This is a genomic window from Umezawaea sp. (genome assembly GCF_036375055.1).
Taxonomy (GTDB): domain Bacteria; phylum Actinomycetota; class Actinomycetes; order Mycobacteriales; family Pseudonocardiaceae; genus Umezawaea.
In genome coordinates this window covers 1-21172 of sequence record NZ_DASUSQ010000130.1, presented here as the reverse complement: position 1 = coordinate 21172, position 21172 = coordinate 1, and the positions used below count along the sequence as shown (strand labels likewise).

Genomic DNA, 21172 nt, shown 5'->3' with positions numbered 1-21172 from the left:
GCTCGGTCCATTCGAAATAATCGTGTCCGGTGTGGAGCTGACTCCTTCGGCGCCGAAGCTGCGGCAACTGCTCGCATTGTTGTCCCTCCAGGCGAACCGCACGGTGCGCATGGAGCAGATCATCGACGAACTGTGGGAGGACCGTCCCCCGTCCACCGCCACCACGACGGTGCAGACCTACGCCTACCAGCTCCGCAAGACGCTGCGCCTGGTCGGGAAGCCGGACTCGGGACCGGTCGGGCTCCACACGTCCCGCGGCGGCTACCTGCTCGAACTGCCGCCCGACGCGCTCGACGTCGACCGCTTCAGCGCCGAGGTGCAGCGGGGCCGCGCCCACCTCGCGGCGGGGGACGCCGTCGCCGCCGTGACGACCCTGCGCGAGGCGCTGCGGCTGTGGCGCGGCTCGGTGCTCTCGGACATCAGGCGCGGTCCCGTCCTCCAGGCGGAAGCGGTGCTGCTGGAAGAACTCGGCCGCGGGATCATGGAGCAGCGGATCGACCTGGAGCTGGAACTCGGCCGCCACCACGAGCTGATCGGTGAGCTCACCGGTCTGGCCGCGGCGAACCCGACGCACGAGGGCTTCCAGACCAAGCTGATGCTCGCGCTGTACCGGGCGGGCAGGCGGTGCGAGGCGCTGGAGGTCTACCAGCGGGCGAGCACGGTGCTGCGGGACGAACTCGGGCTCGAACCCTGCCTCGACCTGCGCCAGGCGCACCGGGTGGTGCTCGCCGCGGACGACTCGTTCGACCCGGTCGCGCCGGACGCCGCGCCCGCGAGCACGGGAAGGTTCGCCGAGCCGCCCTACCACCTCCCGCCCGACGTGACGCTGCTGATCGGCCGCGACGCCCAGATCGCGCGCACGACGGAGGTGCTCACCTCGCCGGGGCGGTCCGCGCCCGCGGTGGTGGTCGTGTTCGGACCTCCGGGTGTCGGGAAGTCGGCCTTCGGGGTGCGCACCGCGCACCGGGTGCGCGCCGAGTTCCCCGACGGGCAGCTCCACGCGCGGCTCGTCACGCCCTCCGGCGACCCCGTCGACCCGGCCGACGTGCTCGCGGGCTTCCTGCGGGCGTGGGGGAGCCGCGCGTCCGCCGAGGAGGTGGGGACGGCGTCGCTCGACGAGCGCGTCCGGATGTTCCGCAGCTGGACCGCGGGCCAGCGCACGCTGATCGTCCTCGACGACGTGGTGTCCGACGACCAGCTGCGGGCGCTGCTGCCGAGCGGTCCCGGCTGCGCGGTCCTGGTGACCAGCAGGCGCAGGCTCGCCGACCCGGCGGTCATGCGGTCGATCAGCCTCGGCCCGCTCGACGCGGTCGACGCGCTGGAGCTCATGGTCAACGTCCTGGGCAGGCGGCGGCTCGCGGAGGAGCCGAAGGCCGCGGTGCGGCTCGCGGAGCTCTCCGACGGCTTCCCCCAGGTGATCCGGGCCGCGCTGTGGCGGCTGGAGCTGCGGCCGTACTGGCCGATCCGGAAGGTGGTCGACCGCGCGGCGCGGGAACCGGCGTTCGTGATGCAGACCGGTGTGCCCGAACTCGATCTGCTGGCCGGTGTGGAGCGCACCTGCCGGATGATGTCGCCCGAGGCGTTCCACGCCGTGCGCCGGGCTGCGGAGATCGACGGGGACATCACGGCCGCCCGCGTGGCCGAGGCCCTGCTGATCGGGGAGTTCGACGCCGAGGGACTGCTCGACGAGCTCGTCGAGTTCGGGTTGCTGGAGGTCGACGGGCCGGAACTCGGCCACCACCCGGACAACTTCCGCTACTGGTTCCGGCCGGTGCTGAGGAAGGCCGCGACCATGGTCGCCGCGCCTCCCGGCTCCACCCGGTCGCCTGCCATCGGACTGAGACCCGTGCGAGAACTGCGGGCGACAGGTGCGCCCGTGTGAGTCGCTCTTCCGCCGCCGCGAACCCGAAGTGAGAAGGGAACTGACGTGATCACAGGCTGGCGCGAACGGGTGGGGCAGGCGCGGGCGAACGGGGACTACCTGCACTTCGGGCTGGACGACCCGCGATGTCGGGACACCCGGCTGGTCGGCGCCGAACTGGCGGCGCTCGCCGGGATGGCGGACCGCGCGCCGGTGCCGGGGACGGACGTGATCACCGCGCCGCTCGCCGTGTGGCGGCGGAACCCGTGGACGCGGTCGACGAGCCCGCCCCTCCCGTTCACCGGGCAGGCGGGCGTGCCGCTGTCGATCCGGTGCAGGCTGCTGGTGAGCGACGTGGACCGCTCGGGTGAGTCGGTGTGGCAGAACCCGGCGTGGAACAACATCGACCCGGAGGCGGTGTGGGAGGGCGTCGTCGAGCTGGCCGGGATCGCCGCGCGGCAGGTGGTCGGCGACGTCTCCGGCCACCGGCTCGCGTTCTCCCTCCAGCGCTTCGTCCCCGCGGTGGCCTCGCTGCTCGTGTGGGTGGCGGACAGCGGGCACCGGGTCCACGTGCGCGCCTGCCGGGGACTGGCCGAGACCCACGCCGACCGGCTCTACTTCGACCGCTTCGAGTTCCGCGGCCCGTCGCTCGTCGTCGAGCACTGCCTGGTCGAGCGCAAGCACACCGCCACGGTGCCCGCCGACGGTGGTACGCACACCGTCGACGTGCCACCGGAACAGGTGTCGTGCCCGGTGCTCTCGGTCGCCGCCGCCCGCTCGCTCGCCGCGTCCAGCCGCACGTGGACCGCCGGGTACGACGGGTGCGCGGAACTGGAGGTGGTGCTGGTGGGCCAGGAGTTCACGCTCCTGGACTACCGCAGGCTCTGACACCGCTCGACATCCTCTTCAGCGGCGCTGGACGCCTCCTGGACACCCCGGTGGCACCGTGGACCGGAGGAGCACCCTGAGGAACGGAGCCACTGACGATGACGGCAACGCCGGGCACCCGCCACGCTTTCACCTTGGACGACCTGCGCCGGATCATGCGGACGAGCGTCGGTGTCGACGCGGGCGTCGACCTGGACAGCGACATCTCCGACGTCGAGTTCGACGGTCTCGGCTACGACTCGCTGGCCCTGCTGGAACTGGCCGCGCAGGTGCGGCGCGAGTACGGCGTGCCGATCCCGGACGACGCCATCCTGGAGGTGCCGACGCCCGGCCGGGCCGTCGAGCTGATCAACAACCGACTCGCGGAGGCGTGAGGTGGCCGGGCACACGGAGAACGCGATCACCATCCAGGCGCCCATGGACCTGGTGTGGGACATGACGAACGACGTCGAGGACTGGCCGGGGCTGTTCAGCGAGTACGCCGCGGCCGAGGTCCTCGCCACCCGCGGCGCGACGGTGGTGTTCCGGTTGGTCATGCACCCCGACGAGCAGGGGCGCGTGTGGAGCTGGGTGTCCGAGCGGACACCGGACCCCGTGACCAGGACGGTGCGCGCCGCACGCGTGGAGACCGGGCCGTTCAAGTACATGTCCCTCTTCTGGGAGTACCTGCCGGACCCGGACGGCGTTCGCCTGCGCTGGGTGCAGGACTTCGAGATGAAGCCGGAGGCGCCGGTGGACGACGAGGGCATGACCGGGCGGATCAACGCCAACAGCCCGGTGCAGCTGGAGCTGATCAAGCAGAAGGTGGAGGCGGCCGCGCGCGCCGCGCGGGCGCGATGACCGCCGGCACGCGCGCGACCGCGCGCCGCGAGCCGGGGGCGGAGGACTGGTTCGTCTGCCCGGAGTGCCGAGCGGTGGTCTACCGCAAGCGGTACGACCGCCTGCTGCGCGTGTGCTCCGACTGCGGCGCGCACGGCAGGCTCGACCCGCGGGAACGCGTGGCGCAGCTGCTGGACGAGGGCTACCGCACGGTCCCCCTGGCGCGCACGCAGCACGACCCGCTGGGGTTCGTCGACCAGCACGCGTACCCGGACCGGCTCACGCGGGCGGTGGCGAGCACGGGAGAACCCACCGCGGTGCGGGTCGTGCGGGGCCGCGTCGAGGGCGCCGAACTCGTCGCCGCGGTCATGGACTTCCGCTTCCTCGGCGGAAGTCTGGGCGTCGCCGAGGGCGAGGCGATCACGACGGCCGCCGAGACCGCCCTCGCCGCACGGGTTCCGCTGCTGCTGGTGACCGCCTCCGGTGGCGCGCGCATGCAGGAGGGCGTGCTGTCGCTGATGCAGATGGCCAAGACCAGCGGCGCGATGGCCGAGCTGGACCGGGCCGGACTGCTCACGGTCAGCCTGATCACCGACCCGACCTACGGCGGTGTGGCGGCGTCGTTCGCGACGCTGTCGGACGTCGTCGTCGCGGAACCCCGTGCCCGCATGGGGTTCGCCGGCCCGAGGGTGATCGAGCAGACGATCGGGCAGGAGCTGCCCAAGGGCTTCCAGACCGCGGACTTCCTGCTCGACCACGGCGCCGTGGACGCGATCTGGGCGCGGTCGGAGCTGCGCGTCATGCTGGCCAGGCTGCTCGCCACCCGGCGCGGCCCCGGAGCGGGCTGGGGCGTGGACGTGGTGGACCCGGTGATCCGCGACCCCGAGGCGCTGGAGACGCGTCCGGCCTGGGAAACCGTGCTGCTCGCCCGTGATCCGCGCCGACCGACGGCGCTCGACCACATCGGGCACTGGCTGGACGGGTTCGTCGAGCTGCGCGGTGACCGGCTCGGCGCGGACTGCCCCTCGGTGGTCGGCGGCATCGGTGGGCTCGACGGGCAGCCCGTGGTGGTGATCGGCCACCAGAAGGGCCACACGACGCGCGAACTCGTGGCACGCCGGTTCGGCATGCCGTCGCCCGCGGGCTACCGCAAGGCGGCCAGGCTGATGCGGCTCGCGGCCAAGCTGGGACTGCCGGTGGTGACGCTGGTGGACACACCCGGCGCGCACCCGGGGGTGGAGGCCGAGGAGCAGGGGCAGGCGATGGCCATCGCCGAGAACCTCCGTCTCATGTGCACGCTGCCGGTCCCGATCGTGACCGTCGTGACCGGCGAGGGCGGCAGCGGCGGCGCGCTCGCGCTCGGCGTCGCGGACCGAGTCCTCATGTGCGCCAACACGACCTACTCCGTGATCAGCCCGGAGGGGTGTGCCGCGATCCTGTGGAAGTCCGCGTCCGCGGCGTCGGTGGCCGCCGAGGCGCTGCGGATCGACGGCCGCTGGCTGCTGGCGTCCGGCGTGGTGGACGGCGTCGTGCCCGAACCGGACGGCGGCGCGCAGGAGAACCCCTCCGCGGCCAGCGAACTGGTGCGCCGCGCGGTGGTGTGCGCGCTGCGCGAGCTGCGCGGCGTGCCCTCGGCAGACCTGATCTCCCGGCGCGGCAAGCGGTTCCGCCGGTACGGACTGTCCTTCGTGGACAAGGGGAGTGGTGATGAGTGACGACCCGGCGGTGCTCGCGGAACTGTCCCGCGTGGTGGGTGAGATGACGCGCGGCGTCGCCCACCCGCCGCGCCGCATCGACATCGCGTTCGGCGCGGCGCGGATCGAGGTCGACTGGGGCGAGCGACCGGCGGACGACCGCCCCGCGGTGCGGCCCGCCGCCGTCGAGGAGGAGGACCGGGAGCCGGGGACGCACGAGGTCTGCGCACCCGTGGTCGGCACGTTCTACGCGGCACCGGAACCGGGCGCGGCGCCGTTCGTGGCGGTCGGCGACGTGGTCGAGGCCGGGCAGCAGGTGGCCATCGTCGAGGCGATGAAGCTGATGAACGCGGTCGAGGCGACGGCGCCGGGACGGGTGGTGCGGGTGCTCGTCCCGGACTGCCGGCCGGTGGAGTACGGGCAGCCGCTGCTCCTGCTGGAACCGGTCTAGCGGCGTGTCGCGGGTGGCGCCGCTCAGGTGGCGAACCGCGCGGGCCCGACCGCGGCCGCGGTCAGCGCCTCGACCGCGTGCACGCGGGTCTCGACGGCGTCGACGAGCGGGGTCAGCACCGGGCCGTGCGGCACGTCGCACAGCGTCGCGCCCGACCGCAGCCGCACGGCCCGCCGCAGGGTCGCGGAACCGTCGCGGACCCTGCCCTCCCGCAGCGCCCGGCGGCCCCCGTCCGCGAGCCACTCGAATTCCGCGAGGTCGAGTTCGCGGCGTTCCGCGTGCGCCGCGTAGCCGTTCTGCTCGACACCGACGACCGTGCGCGATCGGTTGAACAGCTTTCCCAGTTGGTAGACGTAGGTCCGAACGGCGGTCCCGCTGTTGACGGGCCGGTCGTGCGGCCAGAGTTCCTCGCCGATCAGTTCCGGGGAAACGACGTGGCCGTTGTGCAGCAATAGCAGTGCGAGCACGATGCGTAATCGCGGTGCCGAGGGGGTGATGGTGCTGCCGCCGTCGGTCACCCGTAACCGTCCGAGTACGTGAAATTTCACCAGAGGCCCCCAGTTGAACGTGGCTTGAACAACGGGGGAATGATATATGAACATTTGCCCGTGGTGCGTGACATCCGTGTGTAGACCGAATTACCCCCGGACACGCGGCCGTCCGGGGGTAATCCAGGTGGGGATTTCGTGATCAGATCGGCTTGACGCCCGTCACGAGGGTGTCCGAGGCGGTCAGGGGCCGCGCCCGCACGTCGGTGAACCCGGCCGTGCGGAACCACGCCTCGTAGGCGGCCACGGGGTACTCGGCACCGCCCTCGGTGAGCAGCTGCATGTTGAGGCTGAGCAGCCGGTTGCGCCGCGTCGACGGGCGGGAGTCGTCGATCATCGCGTCGTAGACGAACAGCGCCCCGCCGGGCGGCAGCGCCTCGTACGCGCGTGCGACCAGCCGCTGGTTGTGCTCGCCGTCCCAGTCGTGCAGCACGTGCCCGCAGACGAAGGCGTCCGGGCTCGGCAGCTCGTCGGCGAAGAAGTCCGCCGGGTGGAAGCGCACCTTCCCGGTCAGCTTCAACCGGTCCATGTGCTCGTCGAACAGCGGCTCGATGGGCGGCAGGTCGAGGCAGCCCGCCTCCAGGTGCGGGTGGGCCTTGGCGATCTCGGCGACGAGGTTGCCGCGCGCGCCACCGAGGTCGACGACCGACGTGAACCGCGTCCAGTCGACCGCGTCGGCCAGCGCGGGGCCGATGGCCGCGCTGGCGCCGTCCATCGCCGCCATGAACCGCCGGAGCACGTCCTCGTTCTGGTAGAACGCCTCGAAGTTCGCCGCGCGGTCGTTCTGCATCCGGCCGGTGCGCAACAGGTCGCCGAGCTTGCTCCACCCGACGTACTGCCAGTTCACCATCGTGAGGAAGCCGCCGAGGTACGTCGGTTTCGCGCGGTCGAGATAAATGTCGGCCTCGGCGCTGTTGTGGAAGCGGTCCTCTTTCTTGATCAGCAATCCGTGCGCGCACAGCGCACCGAGGAAGTCGTCGAGCGCCCTGGGGTGCAGACCCAGTCGTTCGCGGATCTCGACCGCGGTGAGCGGTTCACCCGCCAAAGTGGAGAACAGGTCGATTTCCACCGCGCTCAGGAGCACTTTCGCGCCCCAGAAGGCGGTACCGAGTTCCACGATGGCGGCGGGATTGGGACGCGATTCCGCACGCGGACCGTTCATTGTTCACTGCTCCTTCTCGGCGGTTGGTGAATCGATGATGTCGACGACTCCCCGCGAGCCGTCGACGGTGACGAGCTGACCGCTGCGCAGGCGTCGGGTGGCGTCCCCGGTGGCGAGCACGGCCGGGACGCGGTACTCGCGGGCGATGATCGCCGGGTGGGACAGCAGGCCGCCGTGGTCGGTGACGAGCGCGCCGACGTTGGGGAACAGCACCGACCACTCGGCCGTCGTCTGCGGGCAGACCAGGACGTCGCCCGGCCGCAGCTCGTGCCAGTCCGTCTCGTCGAGGACGACCCGCGCCGGGCCGGTGTAGGTGCCGTTGGACGCGGCGATCCCGCTGACCACCGCGTCGTCGTCGGCACCGCGACCGGAGGTGGTCAGGTTGCCCCCGGCCTCCCGCCACACCCACATGCCCGCCGCGACGACCTCCCGCACGTCCGGCGGCAGCATCCCCAGCCACTCGCCGGGTGGCCGCGAGGGCGGAACCGGCCGCCCGTAGCCGCGCGGACCGGGATTCGCCTGAGCCAGCGCGAACTCGGCGGCGCGGCGGCTGACCAGCCCGTCGACGACGGTGCCGTCGCGCAGCGCGGACAGCGCCTCGTCGAGTTCGAGCATGAACACGTCCTGCGCGTCGCGCAGCTGCCCGCGTTCGGCCAGCCTGCGGCCGAGGTCGAGCACACCGCGGCGGATCAGCGCGAAGGCCGTCTGGGACAGCAGGACGCTGTCGTCCCGCAACGGGTAGGCGGCCTGCGCGCGCTCCAGCGCCCGTTCGAACCGCGCGAGGTCGTCCGGTCGGTCCGCCAGCGCCGTGCTCGCCTCGGCCACGGCCGACTCGCGGCTCGCGGACAGGTCGTCCGCGGCGCGGGAGGGGTCGAAGCCCCTGCCGAGCTGTCCGCGCACGAGGGACAGCACGAGCGCGGGGTTCTCGGCCGTGGTGGGGGCGGTGATGTCCATGCCGACGGTCCGGAAGCCGTACTCGTCCAGGTAGTCGCGCAGCGCGGCGCCGAACTCCGGGTCGGCCTCGGCGCACGCGGCGGCGTCGCCGCCGGTCCGGACCAGTCGCCGCACCTCGGGATGGCGTTCCGCGAGCCGGACGAGTTCGCCGAGCGCGTGGGACGGCGCCGTCGTGCTGCCGGGCAGCCCGGTGAGCAGCGCCATGGTCCGCGGCGCGTCCCAGCCGAGCAGCTCCTGGCAGGCGAGGCCGAGCTGCCCGAGCAGCAGCATCCCCGCGCCGCCGAGCCGGAAGTGGACCTCCGAGGCCCTGGCGGACAGGCGGACCACGTGGTCGAGCCGCGCCCGGAGTTCGCCGTCGGTCAACGCGGCCGGATCGGTCGCGCGTTCCGCGGCCAGCTCGCCGGACAGCGCAGGCCGCCACTCCTCGTGCCACCGCAGGCAGGACGCCGCGGGCTCGTCGGCGCGCACGCCCGCCATGATCGTGGCCAGCTTCGCCCTGATCCGGTCCACGCCCTCGGTCATGACGAACGACGAGTAGAGCCAGCCGCCGATCTCGCGGAACTCCAGCTTCTCGCCGAGGCTGTAGGCGAGCAGGTGCCCGATGCCGTCGGCCTGGCAGCGGAACACCGTGGACCGTCCCATGGGGGACAGCGGTTTGGTCGAGTAGTTCGACCGCTGCCAGGAACCGGGTGGTACGTCGGGCGGTGGATCGGGCAGCGCGGTGATCGGCCGCGCCTGCAACAGCCACAGCGTCCCGTCGGCGATGGCCCACTCGACGTCCTGCGGCGCACCGAAGCGGAGCTCGATGCGCTGGGCCAGGTCGGCGACCAGCGCCGCCTGCTCCGCGGTGATCGCCCGCTCCGCGCCGGACGCGAGCACGGCGACGCCGTCGCGCACCGACCACTCGTCCGGAGTGGACTGCCCGGACACCAGCCGGTCGCCGAGCCCGCGCACGGCGCTGACCAGCACCTCGTTCCGGTCGCCGGTCACCGGGTTCGCGCTGAACGCGACGCCCGCGGCCTCGGCGGGCACCATGTGCTGGATCAGCACGCCGATCCGGCGGCCCGCGCCGAGGGCGCGCGTGCCCTGGTAGGTCGCGACGCGGTCGGAGAACGCCGACGCCCAGCAGGTGCGCACCGCCGCGATGAGGTCACCCGCCCCCGCCACGTCCAGCACCGTCTCGTACTGGCCCGCGTAGGAGACGCCGGGCAGGTCCTCCTCGACGGCCGAGGAGCGGACGGCGACCGCCGTGCCGCCGAGCCGGAGCGCGAGCGCGTCCAGCTCCTCGACGACGTCGCCGGGCAGTTCGAGCGCGTCGGTCCGACCGGACGCGAGCAGGCGGTCCAGCACCTCGGCGGGCAGGACGTACCCCTCCGGCACCGGCAGCCCCGCCGCCCGCAGTTCGCCGAGCACCGCGGACTTCCGGCCGACGTCGCCGACGTCGGCGAGGCCGACGGTGTCGAGCGAACGCAGCAGCGTCGAGGTCATTGTTGGCTCCAATCAGAGAGGTCGGCCCGATCAGGCCGCGGTGACGACGACCGCGGCGTTGAACCCGCCGTAGCCCCTGGCGATCACGAGCGCCGTCCGGACGGGCAGCGCCCTCGGCGCGCCGACGACGAGGTCGAGGCGGTAGCGGCCGTCGGGTCGGACGTTCACCGACGGCGGCACGAGCCCGGTCCTGATGGTCAGCAGCGCCGCCGCGACGTCGAGCGAGGACCCGCCCGCGTACAACCGGCCGGTGGCCGTCTTCGGCGCGCTGACCGGAACCCCGTGCGGACCGAACAGCGCAACCAGGGCGTCGGCCTCGGCGCGGTCGAGGTCGGGGAGGCCCGCGGCGTCGGCGAAGACGACGTCCACGTCGGCGGCGGCGACCCCGGCGTCGGCCATGGCGAGTTCCGCCGCCCCGCGCAGCTCCGGCCCGCCTCCGGCGTCGAAGGTCGCGGCGTACCCCGCGATCCGGCCGTACACGTGCGGCGCGCCGCGGTCCCTCGCGCTGTCCTCGTCCTCCACGACGAGGATCGCGCCACCCTCTCCCGGCAGGTACCCGGCCGAGTCCGGGTCGAACGGCAGGTACGCGCGGGCCGCGTCGCGCGACCGGCTGAGCAGACCGGTCACCTGCTGGCACACCAGCGCGTACGGCGACAGCGGCGCCTCGGTGCCCCCGCTGACGACCAGCCGCGCACCGGCGCCCAGCACGCGCCTCGCCTGCCCGAGCGCGTCGAGCCCGCCCGCCTGCTCGCTCGCGATCACCCCGCACGGGCCGCGCATCCCGAACCGGATGGACGTCTGGCCGGTCGTGGCCGCGTAGAACCACGCGATCGACTGGAACGCCGTCACGTGCTGGGGTCCCTCCGACCACAGCCTGCCGAGCTCACGCTGGCCGAACTCGTTGCCCGCGCTGGAACTCGCGGTCACCACCGCCATCTCGTACTCGCCGAGACCGCAGTCCGCGGGCGGGTGCGCACCCGCGTCGCGCAGCGCCTCCTCGGTCGCGCACAGCGCGAACTGCGTCCACCTGTCGGTCTGGAACGTCAACCTGGTCGGCAGGTGCTCGGTGGCGTCGAAGTCCCGCACCTCGCCCGCGAGCCGCACCGGGTGGTCCGACGCGTCGAACCTCGTGATCTCCGCGATCCCGCTGCGGCCCGCCAGGGTGTTCGCCCAGTACCGCTCCACCCCGATCCCGGTCGGCGCCACCACGCCCAGACCGGTGACGACGGCGCTCACGCCGTCCATCCCGGTCGGGACAGCAGCATCGCGGTCTGGAACCCGCCGAACCCGCTGCCGACGCTGAGCACGACGTCGAGGTCGGCGTCGCGCGCGGTGCGGGGCACGTAGTCGAGGTCGCACTCGGGGTCGGGCGTCGTGTAGTTCGCCGTCGGCGGCACGGCCTGGTGCGCCAGCGCGAGCGCGCACGCCGCGACCTCCAGCGACCCGATCGCGCCGAGCGAGTGGCCGATCATCGACTTGATCGAGCTGACCGGCACCCCGTACGCGCGGTGCCCGAGGCTCAGCTTGAACGCGGCCGTCTCGTGCCGGTCGTTCTGCCGGGTGCCGGAGCCGTGCGCGTTGATGTAGCCGATGTCCTCGGGCCGGACGCGGGCGGTGCGCATGCTCTCGCCGATCGCCTCCGCCATCTCGCGCCCGTCGGGTTTCAGCCCGGTCATGTGGAACGCGTTGCTGCGGTTGGCGAACCCGGCGATCTCCGCGTAGATCCGCGCGTCCCGCCCGCGGGCGTGCTCGCGCTCCTCCAGGACCAGCACGGCCGCGCCCTCACCGAGCACGAAGCCGTCCCGGTCCCGGTCGAACGGGCGGGACGCGTGCTCGGGGTCGGCGTTGTTCGGCGACGTCGCCTTGATCGCGTCGAAGCTCGCCGCCGAGATCGGGGAGATGGGCGCGTCCGTCGCGCCGGTGATCATGATGTCGGCCGAGCCCTCCTCGACCAGCGCCGCGGCGTGGCCGATCGCGTCCAGGCCCGACGTGCAGCCGGTGGAGATGGTCGCGACCGGCCCCCGTGCGTCGCACAGCCGCGCGACCTCGGCGGAGAACACGCTCGGCACGAGGTAGTCGTAGAGCTGGGGCACGCCGTAGCGGTGGTCGACGACCCACTCCCGGCCACCGTCGCTGACCACGACGTACTCGGTCTCCAACCCGATGGTGCAGCCGACCGCGCTGCCGATCGCCACACCCCGCCGGTGCGGTTGCAGCACGTCGAACTCCAGGCCGCTGTCCTCCACCGCCTGCCGCGCGCTGACCACGGCGAACTGGGTCGCCCGGTCCATCCGCCGGACCTCCCGCGGGGTCAGCCCCTCCTTGTCCGGCTCGAAGTCGCACTCGGCGGCGATCCGGGACCGGAACGGGGTCGCGTCGAACGTCGAGATCGCCCTGGTCGCCGTGCGGCCCGCCATCAGCATGTCCCAGAACGCCTTCGTGCCGATGCCACCCGGAGCGACGACACCGATGCCGGTGATCACCGCGCGCCGGTCGGTCATCTGGTCGCCCCCACACCGGGCTGCGCCTCGTCCGGGCGGGGCAGCGCCTCGGTGTCGACGTGGCCGAGTTCGGGTCTCGGTGCCAGCGGGCACAGGTGGAACACCGCCTCGGCCTGCTCGCCGGTGGTGTTCCGGACGCTGTGCCGCGCGTTGATCGGCACCAGCAGGCCCTCACCCGCGGACAGTTCGACGGGCTGCGAGTCGACCCGCACCAGGAGCGTCCCGCGCACGACGTACAGGAACTCCTCGGAGTACGGGTGGTAGTGCTCGCTCACGTAGTCGCCCGGCGCCATCGTGAGGACGCCGAGGAATCCGGTGGTCGCGCCAGCGGTCTTCGGACCGAGCACGACCCGCAGCTCCCCGCCGCGACGGCGGTTCGGCTCGACGTCGGCTGCGGCGACCTTCGCGATCTCCTGCGTGGACAAGGGTGCTCCTGTGTGTCGGCGGTCGTTGCCCGCGACTGTCACCGACCGGAGTGGGGAAATCCTGAAGAAGGCGTCAGGACCCGCTGAACGCGGACCTGCTCGATCGCTGAGCCGTTCGTCAGCCGCCCGCGATCGCCTGCGGCGAGCATCTGGCGGCAGGACCGAACCGGACGAGGAGTGCCTAGGACGATGCTGCAGATTCTGTTGCCGTTGGCTCTGCTGTGCAACGGATTGACCGCCGGAGCACTGCTGATCGCGATGATCGGCGTCGCGCCGCTGCGGCTGGCCCTGCCGGACGAGCGCTCCGTCCAGGTGCACCAGCTGCTGCTGCCCAAGGTCGAGCCGCTGATGCCCGCCCTGCTGGTCGGCGGGACCATCTTCACCGGCGCGGCCGGGTTCTTCGCGGGCAGCACGCTCGCGCACGTGCTGACGATCATCTCGTCGTCGTTGCAGCTCAAGGCGATCCTCATCGCGCTGACGAAGAACGTGCCGATCAACAGGTGGCTGGCCACCCTGGACCCCGAGGCCCTGCCCGGCGACTTCGCCGAGTCGCGGGCGATGGAGCGCTGGCGCAACTGGAACGCGGCGCGCGCGGTCATGGTGATCCTGGCACTGGTGATCAACGTCTACGTGGTCGGACTCCTGGTGTGAGCGGGAGGGCCACGAGGTGATCGAGACGGTGCTCATCGCCAACCGGGGCGAGATCGCGCTGCGCGTCGCCCGCACCTGCCGCGAGCTGAACCTGCGCACGGTCGCGGTGCACTCGACGGCGGACCGCGACTCCGCGGTCGTGCGGCTCGCGGACCGAGCTGTCCAAATAGGACCCCCGGCGGCGCGGCGGAGCTACCTGCACGTGCCCGCGATCATGGAGGCGGCGGCGCAGACCGGGGCCGACGCGATCCACCCCGGCTACGGGTTCCTGTCCGAGGACGCGGACTTCGCCGAGGTCTGCGAGGCGCACGGGCTCACGTTCATCGGACCGCCCGCCTCCGTGCTGCGCACGCTGGGGGACAAGGCGACCGCGCGCAAGCTGATGGCCGACGCGGGCCTGCCGCTGCTGCCCGGCAGCACCGAGACCCTGGACAGCGCCGCGGAGGCACGGGCCCTGGCCGACGAGATCGGCTACCCGGTGATCATCAAGGCCGCGGCAGGCGGCGGCGGCCGGGGCATGGCGGTCGTGCGCGAGCCGGGGGCGTTCCTGGAGCACTACCAGCGCACCCGCGCCGCCGCCCAGGCGGTGTTCGAGGACGGCCGGGTCTACCTGGAGAGGTACCAGGAGGCCGCGCGGCACGTCGAGGTGCAGATCCTCTGCGACCAGCACGGCAACGCGATCTGGCTGGGGGAGCGGGACTGCTCGGTGCAGCGCAGGCACCAGAAGCTCATCGAGGAGACACCCGCGCCGGGCCTGAGCCCCGAGCTGACCGCGCGGATGGGCGAGGCCGCGGTGCGCGGCGCGCTCGCGGCGGGGTTCGTCGGCGCGGGCACGTTCGAGTTCCTGGTCGACCCCGACGGCCAGTTCACCTTCATGGAGGTCAACTGCCGCATCCAGGTGGAGCACCCGGTCACCGAGATGGTCACCGGCATCGACCTCGTGCGCGAGCAGCTGCTGGTCGCGGCGGGCAGACCGCTCACCACCACGCAGGAGCGGGTGGAGCGCAGGGGAGTCGCGATCGAGTGCCGGGTCAACGCCGAGGACCCGTCCCGCGGCTTCGCCCCGGCACCGGGCGTGCTGGAGGAGTTCGTCCCTCCCGGCGGCCCGTTCACCCGCGTCGACACCCACGGGTTCACCGGCGCGCGCGTGACCCCCGACTACGACTCGCTGCTGGCGAAGGTGATCGCGTGGGCACCGGACCGCGACCAGGCCGTGGCCAGGGTGGAACGCGCGCTCGCCGAGTTCCGCGTCCGCGGCGCGGGCGTCCGCACGACGATCCCGTTCCTCGCGGAGATCCTCGGTCATCCGCTGTTCCGCGACGGGAAGCACACCACATCACTGGTCGAGCAGGTGCTGGACATCGAGAGGAAGTGACGGCAGTGACCGACGCAGTGCTCACCCGTGAGCGGGTGTTCGACCTGATGCAGGGCTATCGCAACACGAGCCTGCTGCGGACGGGCATCCGGCTGGGCGTGTTCTCCTCCCTCGCGGAGGGACCCGCCGACGCCGGGGAACTGGCCGAACGCCTCCGGGTCGACCCGCGCGGCGCGACCATCCTGCTGAACGCGCTCGTCGCGATCGGCCTGCTGGAGCGCAAGGACACCGAGTTCCGCCTCGTCGACGGCGCCGACGAGCTGCTGGCGGGCCCCAGGTCGGTCGCGCACCTGGCGACCATCCTCGCCAGCGACTGGGAGTGGGACGCGCTGAAGGTCCTCGACGAGGCCGTCCGACGCGGCGGCGCGGTGGTCGACGACAACGCCGAGTCGTCCGACTTCGCGTACTGGAAGGACTTCGCGACCTTCGCCACCGCCGCGACCGGCCCGACCGCGGGCCTCGTCGCCGACGAGCTGGCCGACTGGCTGGGCTCACGCCCGAACCCGACGGCGCTGGACGTCGCGTGCGGACACGGCATGTACGGCTTCACCCTCGCCGCCCGGCAGCCCGCGCTGCGCGTGTGGGGCCTCGACTGGCCCCACGTCGTGCCGATCGCCGCCGAGAACGCCGCGCGGCTCGGCGTGCGGGACCGCGTGGACTTCATCGAGGGCGACATGTTCGAGGTGCCGCTCGGCGGGCCGTACGACGTCGTCTTCGTGACGAACGTGCTGCACCACTTCGCCGAGGACCGGGCGACCGAACTGCTGGCGCGCGCCGCCCGCGCGATCAAACCCGGCGGCAGGATCGTGGTCGTCGGCTTCACCACGACCGACGAGCCACCGGACACCGACCCCGCGCCGTACCTGTTCTCGGTGCTGATGCTCGCGTGGACCAAGGGCGGCGAGGTCCACTCCGAACGCGCCTACGACCGGATGCTGACCGAGGCCGGGTTCACCGCGGCCGAGGTGCACCGCCTGCCCGGAGTGCCGATGCGGGTGCTCATCGCCGATCGCGCGTAAGCGCTGGAAGGGCTTGCCATGTACCGAAGTCTGCTCGTCGCCCGGTTCGACCCGAAGGACGCCGACGTCGTCGCGAAGGTCTTCGCCGAGTCCGACCGGACCGAGATGCCGCACCTGCTCGGCGCCTCGTCGCGGACCCTGTTCCGCTTCCACGACCTGTACCTGCACCTCATCGAGTCCTCCGTGGACATCGGGGAGAACATCGCGGCGGTGCGCGACCACCCGCTGTTCCAGGACGTGAACACCAAGCTGAGCCCCTACGTCCGGCCCTACTCGCCGGACTGGCGCGGACCCCGTGACGCGATGGCCACCCCGTTCTACACCTGGGAGGCGCGGTGAGGCTCGACCTGACCGGCAAGCGGGTCGTCGTCACCGGCGGCACCAAGGGCATCGGCAGGCGCGTCGTGACCGCCTTCGCCGAGGCGGGCGCGTCCGTGCTCACGTGCTACCGCGGCGACGAGACCACCGCGGCGGGCCTGCTGCTGGAGCTGAAGGAGATCGGCGGCGACCACCACGTGGTGCGGGCCGACATGAGCGTGCGAGCGGACGTGGAGGAACTGGTCGCCGAGGCGCACCGGCACCTCGGCGGCATCGACACCCTGGTCAGCAACGCCGCCACCGTCAGCCACCACCCGGTGGTCGAACTGACCGACGAGGTGTGGCAGCACACGCTCACGACGAACCTCACCGGCCCGTTCACGCTGGTGCGCAGCGCCCTCCCCCTGCTGTCCGAGGGCTCGTCGATCATCGTCGTCGGCTCGCGGGTCGCACAGGCCGGCATGCCCGCCGCCGCGCACTACGTCGCGTCCAAGGCGGGCCTCACCGGCCTGGTGCGCGCCCTGTGCAAGGAGTTGGGACCCGCCGGGATCAGGACGAACCTGGTCGCGCCCGGCATCATCGAGACCGAGGCGACCGCCGCGCTCCCCGCCGACCGCCGCTGCGCCTACGAGGCCAAGTCGTCGCTGGGCAGGCTCGGCAGCGTGGACGAGGTCGCGGGCGCCGTCCTCTTCCTCGCCAGCGACCTGGCCGGGTACGTCACCGGCGAGACCCTCAACGTGGACGGGGGAGTCTGATGTTCCGGGTGGTCCTGACGATGCGCGTCGCACCCGGCCGCGAAGACCGGTTCCTCGACGTCGTGCGCGCCATCGGCGCCGCGGTCGCGGCGAACCCGGCGAACCTGGACCAGCGGCTCTTCCGCGACGACGCGGGCACGTTCCACGTGTGCAGCGACTGGGCGGACGCCGAGTCGTTCCGGGCGCACGAGCGCGACCCGGAACACCGACGCCTGATCGCGGGGATGCGCGACGTGCGCGAGGACAGCACCATGACGACCATGGTCGAGGTGGACGCCTTCGAGCACTCGCGGGGCGGGCGCCCCCCTCACCGGGCGGCGTCGACGTCCGACACCTGCCACGAGGAGACGTCGTCGAGCGGGGTGGCCGACTCGTAGTCCGGCGCGGTGACCGTGCCCTGCTCGTCGGAGTCGTAGTCGACCACGATGCGCCAACGCCCTTCGACCCGGCGGGTGAACACGTGGAAGCGACCGTGGAACGTCCTGCGGTCCCCACCCGCGCGCGTCGCGACCAGGCGGTAGACGCCGCGCTCACTGGCGACCCCACCACCGGCGATGCGCTCGGTGAACCGGAAGTCGATGGCGACGGAGCCACCGCGCTCGGCCAGGTCCGCGAACCACCGGGTGGTGTCGAGCGCCAGCTCGGCGAACCCGGACACCCGTTTCGCGGGCCCACCCGCGCGGATCACGCCGGGGTCGTGCAACGCGAGGAACGCCGCGGCGTCACCCGCCCGGTAGGCGGCTCGGTAGGCCAACCAGACGTGCTCGTTCAGCTCCCGCAACGTCGTGCTGTCGGACATGCTCGTCTCCGAGGGGCGGGCGGGTGGTCTCGTGCTCCCGCCGTCCCGGAGGTCCGCGCCGAGGCGGTCTACGCAGGAACGGTCTCCTGGCGAACGATCATGCCCCGATGGTCCCGAACGACGTTCGACGCGTCAACCGCCGAACACCCGACTTCCCACCACCTCGGGCACCGGTGCCTCGAATTCGACAGCGCCGAACAGCGCGCACAAAGCAGAGAGGCCCTGACCTACCCGGTCAGGGCCTCTCTGCTTGCTGTGGGCGATACTGGGATCGAACCAGTGACCTTTCCGGTGTGAACGGAACGCTCTCCCGCTGAGCTAAACGCCCATCTTCAGTTGTTCCCACTCCCCGCTCTCGCGGTGTGTGGATAGCTTACAACATCAACCCCTGGACCCAAAAATCGGGCTGTCCAACCACGGTTCGTGCACGCCGAACCAGCCGCCGACCAGCGCCAACGCGCCGAGCAACCAGAGCGTGGCCAGCACGACGAGGCCGGTTGCCGCGAGCACGAGGAACTTCACGAAGAGCGACTGGCGCTTGAGCCACTCGACCCACCGGTCGTAGTAGTGCTTGGCGAACTTGAGGACCTTGCCCGCCCACTCGAACTCCGTGGCGAGGATGGCCAGGCCCGCGAACACCACGAGCCAGCCGGGGCCGGGGTACGGGATCATCACGATGCCCGCGACCAGCACGAGTCCACCGACCACGCCCACGCCGATGCGGTAGGCGAGGTTGAGGGCCGGGTTGCGGTGGAACCAGTGTCGCGGCCCTCGGCCGTGCTCGTGCCCACCGCGCTCGGTCCCTGGCGTGGTGTCGTCGTGCTGGTCGGTCGTCATCGTCCGATCTTCCCGTGTCCGGTCAGGTCTGGGTCGCCTGACCCGCCGCTAGCACCGCGGACGGCGACGCGGGCGCGACCTTGCCCTCTTCCAGCGAGATGGCGAAGCCGCTGTGCGCGTACGCGTCCTTGTTCCAGGCCAGCATGATGTCCTGGGCGCCCGGACGTACGTCGAACGTCGCCAGCGCGACCGGACTGTTACCGCTGGTGCCCCACACCACGTAGGTCTGCGAGCCCGCGTCGTTCGAGGGCATCCCCTCCGGGATCACCGCGGCGTCGTCGTCACCCGAGAAGAGGACCGCCATCGGTGTTCCGTCCGGCGAGCGGAGCACCACCTTCCTGGTCACGGGGTCCGTGGCCAGCCGGAACGTGTGCTCCAGTTGGTCCGTTCGGGACTTCTGAGCCTCGACCTGCTCGGACAGGCTGCCGAGCTGCGTCCCCACCACTCCCGTGACGACTGCGACGAGGATCACAGCCGCTGCCGCGAGCAGCACGCGCGCCCGGTTCGACCCGCGGTTCCGCCGGGAGTCGAGCCGGACCGGCTCCGCCACCTCCTGGCGGTCCGGCACCGTGACGACGGCGGGCGCGGGCCGCTCCTGCGGCGTGTGCTCGATCGCCTCCATGAGGCGGGACCTCAGCCGCGCGGGCGGGTCGTGCTGGTCGACCGAACTGCCGATCGCGGCCGTCACCGCTTCGGTGTTCCGCACCGTTCGCCTGCACGTCGCGCACTCCGGGAGGTGGGCGCGCAGCAGCGCCTCCTCGTCCGGCTCCAGGGCGTGCATGGCCCATCCGACGGCCAGTTCCTCCTGGTCGCACCACTCGGTATTCCGGTCCCCGCTCACCGGTGCGCTCCCTTGGTGTTGTTCGGCGTGGCGAGGTCCCCTGCTCCACCTGTCTCCGCTGTCCAGACGGCCGAGAGCGATCCCCGGAGCCTGCGGATGGCCGCGAACGTGCGCGACTTCACCGTGCCCAGCGGCACGCCCGTCAACTTCGCCACCTCTATCTGCGTGTACCCGCCCAGGTACGCCAGGGCGATGACCTGCCGCTGGTCCTCCGGGAGCTTCTTCAGCGCTTCCCGCACCTCGGCGCCGACGACGCTGTTCAGCGCGTCGAGGTCCGACCCGGGCGCGGGCGGGACGTTGCGCTCGGACAGCTCGTCGGTCAGCGGAACATTCCGCCTCCGCTGGGTGTTCTCCTTGCGTACGGCGTCGACGGCCCGGTGGTGCACCACGGTCATCAGCCACGTGCCGAACCCGCCGCGGGACGCGTCGAAGCGGCTGGGGTTGCGCCACAGCGCGAGGAAGGCCTCCTGGACGATGTCCTCGGCCAGGTCGGGGTCGACGCAGATGCGCCTGGCCAGCGAGTACGCCGGCTTCCCGTACCTGTCGTAGAGCTCGCCGAACGCGGTCCTGTCGCCCTGGGCCAGTCGAGTGACCAGTTCGGGGTCGGTTGGTCGGCCAGCGCGGCCTCCGACGTCCGCCGACCTGGGGTCGGCGGGCATCGGTTGCGGCGGTGGAGCGGGCGAGTCAGCCACCAGAAAGGTCCTCACGTCCAACATTCGCACAACAGCCGGTACCAGGTTCAGGTTAAACCCAGCAAGATGGGTGGCGCCGACCCCGGAGCGGCCACGGAACGCAGCGATCAAGTCGCAGAACGGAGCGCGGATGCCACGATCGGGTGATCCGAACTGGCTCGCCATACGTTTTCCACCACATAGACGTCACAAGATGGGTGCTCGGTCGTTTCCTGGACCGGGAAGGGAGAAAAGGTAACGACGATGCGCAACGATCACGTCACGCTCCGTTCGACAGCGGTCTTCGACCTGCTGGCGCCACGCACCCCGGCCGTTCCGGTGCAGGTCGAGCTCCGATACGACACCAAGGACCCCTACGCGGTGGTAGCCGCGTTCCGCACCGGCCGAGCGGGCTGGGTGGAGTGGGTCTACGCCCGCGACCTCCTCGCCGACGGCCTGATCGCCGACGCGGGGGACGGCGACGTCCGCATCCGGCCCGCGGCCGACGACCCCGAAGTGGTGGTGATCGAACTCAGCTCCCCGTCGGGCCACGCCATGTTCGAGGCCTCCGCCCAGGAGTTGGCCGACTTCCTCGACCGCACCTACGACGTCGTGGTCCCCGGCAACGAGCACCTGTGGGTCAACGTCGACGAGGCCCTGACCCACCTCATCTCCAACGACCTGACCTGAAAACCCGAGGTCGGGGGCCCGTAACGGCTTTACGGGTACCCCGATTTGATCCTGACGCGGTGTGTGTAATAAAGTTCCCTCAGCACCACGGAAGACCGGAACAACAAGCCCCAAAAGGGCAAAAGGTTCCAGAATTTCGCGGAGCGGTGCGGACGTGGCGCAGCTGGTAGCGCATCACCTTGCCAAGGTGAGGGTCGCGAGTTCGAATCTCGTCGTCCGCTCGGCAGAGGGCCCCTTGGGCTCAGGCCAAAGTCTTGATGCTAGTGTTCAAGGCAATGGCGGAGTGGCCGAGTGGCTTAGGCAAGGGCCTGCAAAGCCCTGTACACGGGTTCGATTCCCGTCTCCGCCTCGGACGATTAGCTCAGCGGGAGAGCACTACCTTGACACGGTAGGGGTCACAGGTTCAATCCCTGTATCGTCCACAA

Annotated in this window: 23 protein-coding genes and 4 tRNA genes; 16 read left to right on the top strand and 11 right to left on the bottom strand. The window is 71.8% G+C overall.

Annotated features, from left to right (window positions below):
* The first annotated feature begins 31 nt into the window (after nucleotides 1-31).
* The 6 genes from VFZ92_RS32485 to VFZ92_RS32460 all read left to right on the top strand — a co-directional run bounded on the left by VFZ92_RS32485 (nucleotide 32) and on the right by VFZ92_RS32460 (nucleotide 5713).
* Nucleotides 32-1882 carry an AfsR/SARP family transcriptional regulator gene (locus tag VFZ92_RS32485; RefSeq protein WP_330879993.1) on the top strand — a complete coding sequence of 617 codons (1851 nt, stop codon included), beginning with the start codon at nucleotides 32-34 and terminating at the stop codon, nucleotides 1880-1882.
* A gap of 45 nt (nucleotides 1883-1927) precedes the next feature.
* Nucleotides 1928-2749, top strand: coding sequence for a hypothetical protein (locus tag VFZ92_RS32480; RefSeq protein WP_330879991.1), 822 nt, complete (start codon nucleotides 1928-1930; stop codon nucleotides 2747-2749).
* Between the two features lie 98 nt (nucleotides 2750-2847).
* Complete coding sequence (locus VFZ92_RS32475; RefSeq protein ID WP_330879989.1) at nucleotides 2848-3123, top strand: acyl carrier protein; 276 nt, start codon at nucleotides 2848-2850, stop codon at nucleotides 3121-3123.
* Nucleotide 3124: 1 nt separating this feature from the next.
* Nucleotides 3125-3589 (top strand): SRPBCC family protein, encoded by a 465-nt coding sequence (locus VFZ92_RS32470; protein ID WP_330879987.1) that lies wholly within the window; start codon nucleotides 3125-3127, stop codon nucleotides 3587-3589.
* Nucleotides 3586-5283 carry an acetyl-CoA carboxylase carboxyl transferase subunit alpha gene (gene accA, locus VFZ92_RS32465; RefSeq protein ID WP_330879985.1) on the top strand — a complete coding sequence of 566 codons (1698 nt, stop codon included), beginning with the start codon at nucleotides 3586-3588 and terminating at the stop codon, nucleotides 5281-5283. The genes VFZ92_RS32470 and accA overlap by 4 nt, the downstream gene beginning before the upstream one ends.
* The gene (locus VFZ92_RS32460) at nucleotides 5276-5713 is read left to right on the top strand and encodes an acetyl-CoA carboxylase biotin carboxyl carrier protein (RefSeq protein WP_330879983.1); all 438 of its coding nucleotides are present in this window, start codon (nucleotides 5276-5278) and stop codon (nucleotides 5711-5713) included. The genes accA and VFZ92_RS32460 overlap by 8 nt, the downstream gene beginning before the upstream one ends.
* A 23-nt stretch (nucleotides 5714-5736) precedes the next feature.
* Here VFZ92_RS32460 and VFZ92_RS32455 read toward each other — a convergent pair whose 3' ends face one another.
* The 6 genes from VFZ92_RS32455 to VFZ92_RS32430 form a co-directional block, all read right to left on the bottom strand.
* Nucleotides 5737-6231 (bottom strand): AfsR/SARP family transcriptional regulator, encoded by a 495-nt coding sequence (locus VFZ92_RS32455; protein WP_330879981.1) that lies wholly within the window; start codon nucleotides 6229-6231, stop codon nucleotides 5737-5739.
* 172 nt (nucleotides 6232-6403) lie between these two features.
* Nucleotides 6404-7423 (bottom strand): methyltransferase, encoded by a 1020-nt coding sequence (locus VFZ92_RS32450; protein WP_330879979.1) that lies wholly within the window; start codon nucleotides 7421-7423, stop codon nucleotides 6404-6406.
* 3 nt (nucleotides 7424-7426) lie between these two features.
* Complete coding sequence (locus VFZ92_RS32445) at nucleotides 7427-9865, bottom strand: PEP/pyruvate-binding domain-containing protein (RefSeq protein WP_330879977.1); 2439 nt, start codon at nucleotides 9863-9865, stop codon at nucleotides 7427-7429.
* 30 nt (nucleotides 9866-9895) lie between these two features.
* The gene (locus VFZ92_RS32440) at nucleotides 9896-11110 is read right to left on the bottom strand and encodes a beta-ketoacyl synthase N-terminal-like domain-containing protein (protein WP_330879975.1); all 1215 of its coding nucleotides are present in this window, start codon (nucleotides 11108-11110) and stop codon (nucleotides 9896-9898) included.
* Complete coding sequence (locus VFZ92_RS32435) at nucleotides 11098-12366, bottom strand: beta-ketoacyl-[acyl-carrier-protein] synthase family protein (RefSeq protein ID WP_330879973.1); 1269 nt, start codon at nucleotides 12364-12366, stop codon at nucleotides 11098-11100. Before VFZ92_RS32435 ends, VFZ92_RS32440 begins: the two co-directional genes overlap by 13 nt.
* Entirely contained in the window at nucleotides 12363-12791 is a 429-nt protein-coding gene (locus VFZ92_RS32430) for a cupin domain-containing protein (RefSeq protein ID WP_330879971.1), read from the bottom strand. The genes VFZ92_RS32435 and VFZ92_RS32430 overlap by 4 nt, the downstream gene beginning before the upstream one ends.
* 189 nt (nucleotides 12792-12980) lie before the next feature.
* On the opposite strand from VFZ92_RS32430, the gene VFZ92_RS32425 reads away from it, so the two are divergent.
* From VFZ92_RS32425 to VFZ92_RS32400, 6 genes are read left to right on the top strand one after another with little or no spacing between them, the layout of a single operon-like run.
* Nucleotides 12981-13442, top strand: a complete 462-nt coding sequence (locus VFZ92_RS32425) for a DUF1772 domain-containing protein (protein ID WP_330879969.1) — start codon at nucleotides 12981-12983, stop codon at nucleotides 13440-13442.
* Between the two features lie 16 nt (nucleotides 13443-13458).
* Nucleotides 13459-14817 (top strand): acetyl-CoA carboxylase biotin carboxylase subunit, encoded by a 1359-nt coding sequence (locus VFZ92_RS32420; protein ID WP_330879967.1) that lies wholly within the window; start codon nucleotides 13459-13461, stop codon nucleotides 14815-14817.
* A 5-nt stretch (nucleotides 14818-14822) separates the two neighbouring features.
* Nucleotides 14823-15836: a methyltransferase gene (locus VFZ92_RS32415; RefSeq protein WP_330879964.1), complete on the top strand. Its 1014-nt coding sequence runs from the start codon at nucleotides 14823-14825 to the stop codon at nucleotides 15834-15836.
* An 18-nt stretch (nucleotides 15837-15854) separates the two neighbouring features.
* Nucleotides 15855-16175: a TcmI family type II polyketide cyclase gene (locus VFZ92_RS32410; RefSeq protein WP_330879962.1), complete on the top strand. Its 321-nt coding sequence runs from the start codon at nucleotides 15855-15857 to the stop codon at nucleotides 16173-16175.
* Nucleotides 16172-16909: an SDR family NAD(P)-dependent oxidoreductase gene (locus VFZ92_RS32405; protein ID WP_330879960.1), complete on the top strand. Its 738-nt coding sequence runs from the start codon at nucleotides 16172-16174 to the stop codon at nucleotides 16907-16909. The genes VFZ92_RS32410 and VFZ92_RS32405 overlap by 4 nt, the downstream gene beginning before the upstream one ends.
* Nucleotides 16909-17286, top strand: coding sequence for an antibiotic biosynthesis monooxygenase family protein (locus VFZ92_RS32400; protein WP_330879959.1), 378 nt, complete (start codon nucleotides 16909-16911; stop codon nucleotides 17284-17286). Before VFZ92_RS32405 ends, VFZ92_RS32400 begins: the two co-directional genes overlap by 1 nt.
* Here VFZ92_RS32400 and VFZ92_RS32395 read toward each other — a convergent pair.
* The 5 genes from VFZ92_RS32395 to VFZ92_RS32375 form a co-directional block, all read right to left on the bottom strand.
* On the bottom strand, nucleotides 17217-17708 hold the full coding sequence (locus tag VFZ92_RS32395) for a YybH family protein (RefSeq protein ID WP_330879957.1): 492 nt from the start codon (nucleotides 17706-17708) through the stop codon (nucleotides 17217-17219). The genes VFZ92_RS32400 and VFZ92_RS32395 overlap by 70 nt on opposite strands.
* Before the next feature lie 256 nt (nucleotides 17709-17964).
* Nucleotides 17965-18036: transfer RNA gene (locus tag VFZ92_RS32390), tRNA-Val, on the bottom strand.
* A 53-nt stretch (nucleotides 18037-18089) separates the two neighbouring features.
* The gene (locus VFZ92_RS32385) at nucleotides 18090-18545 is read right to left on the bottom strand and encodes a TIGR02611 family protein (RefSeq protein ID WP_330879955.1); all 456 of its coding nucleotides are present in this window, start codon (nucleotides 18543-18545) and stop codon (nucleotides 18090-18092) included.
* A gap of 22 nt (nucleotides 18546-18567) precedes the next feature.
* Nucleotides 18568-19386 carry an anti-sigma factor gene (locus VFZ92_RS32380; RefSeq protein ID WP_330879952.1) on the bottom strand — a complete coding sequence of 273 codons (819 nt, stop codon included), beginning with the start codon at nucleotides 19384-19386 and terminating at the stop codon, nucleotides 18568-18570.
* Nucleotides 19383-20078, bottom strand: coding sequence for an RNA polymerase sigma factor (locus VFZ92_RS32375; RefSeq protein WP_330879950.1), 696 nt, complete (start codon nucleotides 20076-20078; stop codon nucleotides 19383-19385). The genes VFZ92_RS32380 and VFZ92_RS32375 overlap by 4 nt, the downstream gene beginning before the upstream one ends.
* Before the next feature lie 243 nt (nucleotides 20079-20321).
* Here VFZ92_RS32375 and VFZ92_RS32370 point away from each other — a divergent pair, with 243 nt between their 5' ends.
* The 4 genes from VFZ92_RS32370 (at nucleotide 20322) to VFZ92_RS32355 (ending at nucleotide 21169) form a co-directional block, all read left to right on the top strand.
* Nucleotides 20322-20747, top strand: a complete 426-nt coding sequence (locus tag VFZ92_RS32370; protein WP_106189084.1) for an SsgA family sporulation/cell division regulator — start codon at nucleotides 20322-20324, stop codon at nucleotides 20745-20747.
* Between the two features lie 148 nt (nucleotides 20748-20895).
* Nucleotides 20896-20968: transfer RNA gene (locus VFZ92_RS32365), tRNA-Gly, on the top strand.
* A gap of 56 nt (nucleotides 20969-21024) precedes the next feature.
* A tRNA-Cys gene (locus VFZ92_RS32360) sits at nucleotides 21025-21096 on the top strand.
* Nucleotide 21097: 1 nt separating this feature from the next.
* A tRNA-Val gene (locus VFZ92_RS32355) sits at nucleotides 21098-21169 on the top strand.
* Nucleotides 21170-21172: the final 3 nt, after the last annotated feature.

What these genes read in the sequence shown, in the direction of transcription:
- VFZ92_RS32385 (WP_330879955.1), bottom strand. Translation starts at nt 18,545, where the DNA reads ATGACGACCGACCAGCACGACGACACCACGCCAGGGACCGAGCGCGGT.
- VFZ92_RS32435 (WP_330879973.1), bottom strand. Translation starts at nt 12,366, where the DNA reads ATGACCGACCGGCGCGCGGTGATCACCGGCATCGGTGTCGTCGCTCCG.
- VFZ92_RS32370 (WP_106189084.1), top strand. Translation starts at nt 20,322, where the DNA reads ATGCGCAACGATCACGTCACGCTCCGTTCGACAGCGGTCTTCGACCTG.
- VFZ92_RS32425 (WP_330879969.1), top strand. Translation starts at nt 12,981, where the DNA reads ATGCTGCAGATTCTGTTGCCGTTGGCTCTGCTGTGCAACGGATTGACC.
- VFZ92_RS32440 (WP_330879975.1), bottom strand. Translation starts at nt 11,110, where the DNA reads ATGGACGGCGTGAGCGCCGTCGTCACCGGTCTGGGCGTGGTGGCGCCG.
- VFZ92_RS32450 (WP_330879979.1), bottom strand. Translation starts at nt 7,423, where the DNA reads ATGAACGGTCCGCGTGCGGAATCGCGTCCCAATCCCGCCGCCATCGTG.
- VFZ92_RS32445 (WP_330879977.1), bottom strand. Translation starts at nt 9,865, where the DNA reads ATGACCTCGACGCTGCTGCGTTCGCTCGACACCGTCGGCCTCGCCGAC.
- VFZ92_RS32400 (WP_330879959.1), top strand. Translation starts at nt 16,909, where the DNA reads ATGTTCCGGGTGGTCCTGACGATGCGCGTCGCACCCGGCCGCGAAGAC.
- VFZ92_RS32475 (WP_330879989.1), top strand. Translation starts at nt 2,848, where the DNA reads ATGACGGCAACGCCGGGCACCCGCCACGCTTTCACCTTGGACGACCTG.
- VFZ92_RS32395 (WP_330879957.1), bottom strand. Translation starts at nt 17,708, where the DNA reads ATGTCCGACAGCACGACGTTGCGGGAGCTGAACGAGCACGTCTGGTTG.
- VFZ92_RS32410 (WP_330879962.1), top strand. Translation starts at nt 15,855, where the DNA reads ATGTACCGAAGTCTGCTCGTCGCCCGGTTCGACCCGAAGGACGCCGAC.
- accA (WP_330879985.1), top strand. Translation starts at nt 3,586, where the DNA reads ATGACCGCCGGCACGCGCGCGACCGCGCGCCGCGAGCCGGGGGCGGAG.
- VFZ92_RS32460 (WP_330879983.1), top strand. Translation starts at nt 5,276, where the DNA reads ATGAGTGACGACCCGGCGGTGCTCGCGGAACTGTCCCGCGTGGTGGGT.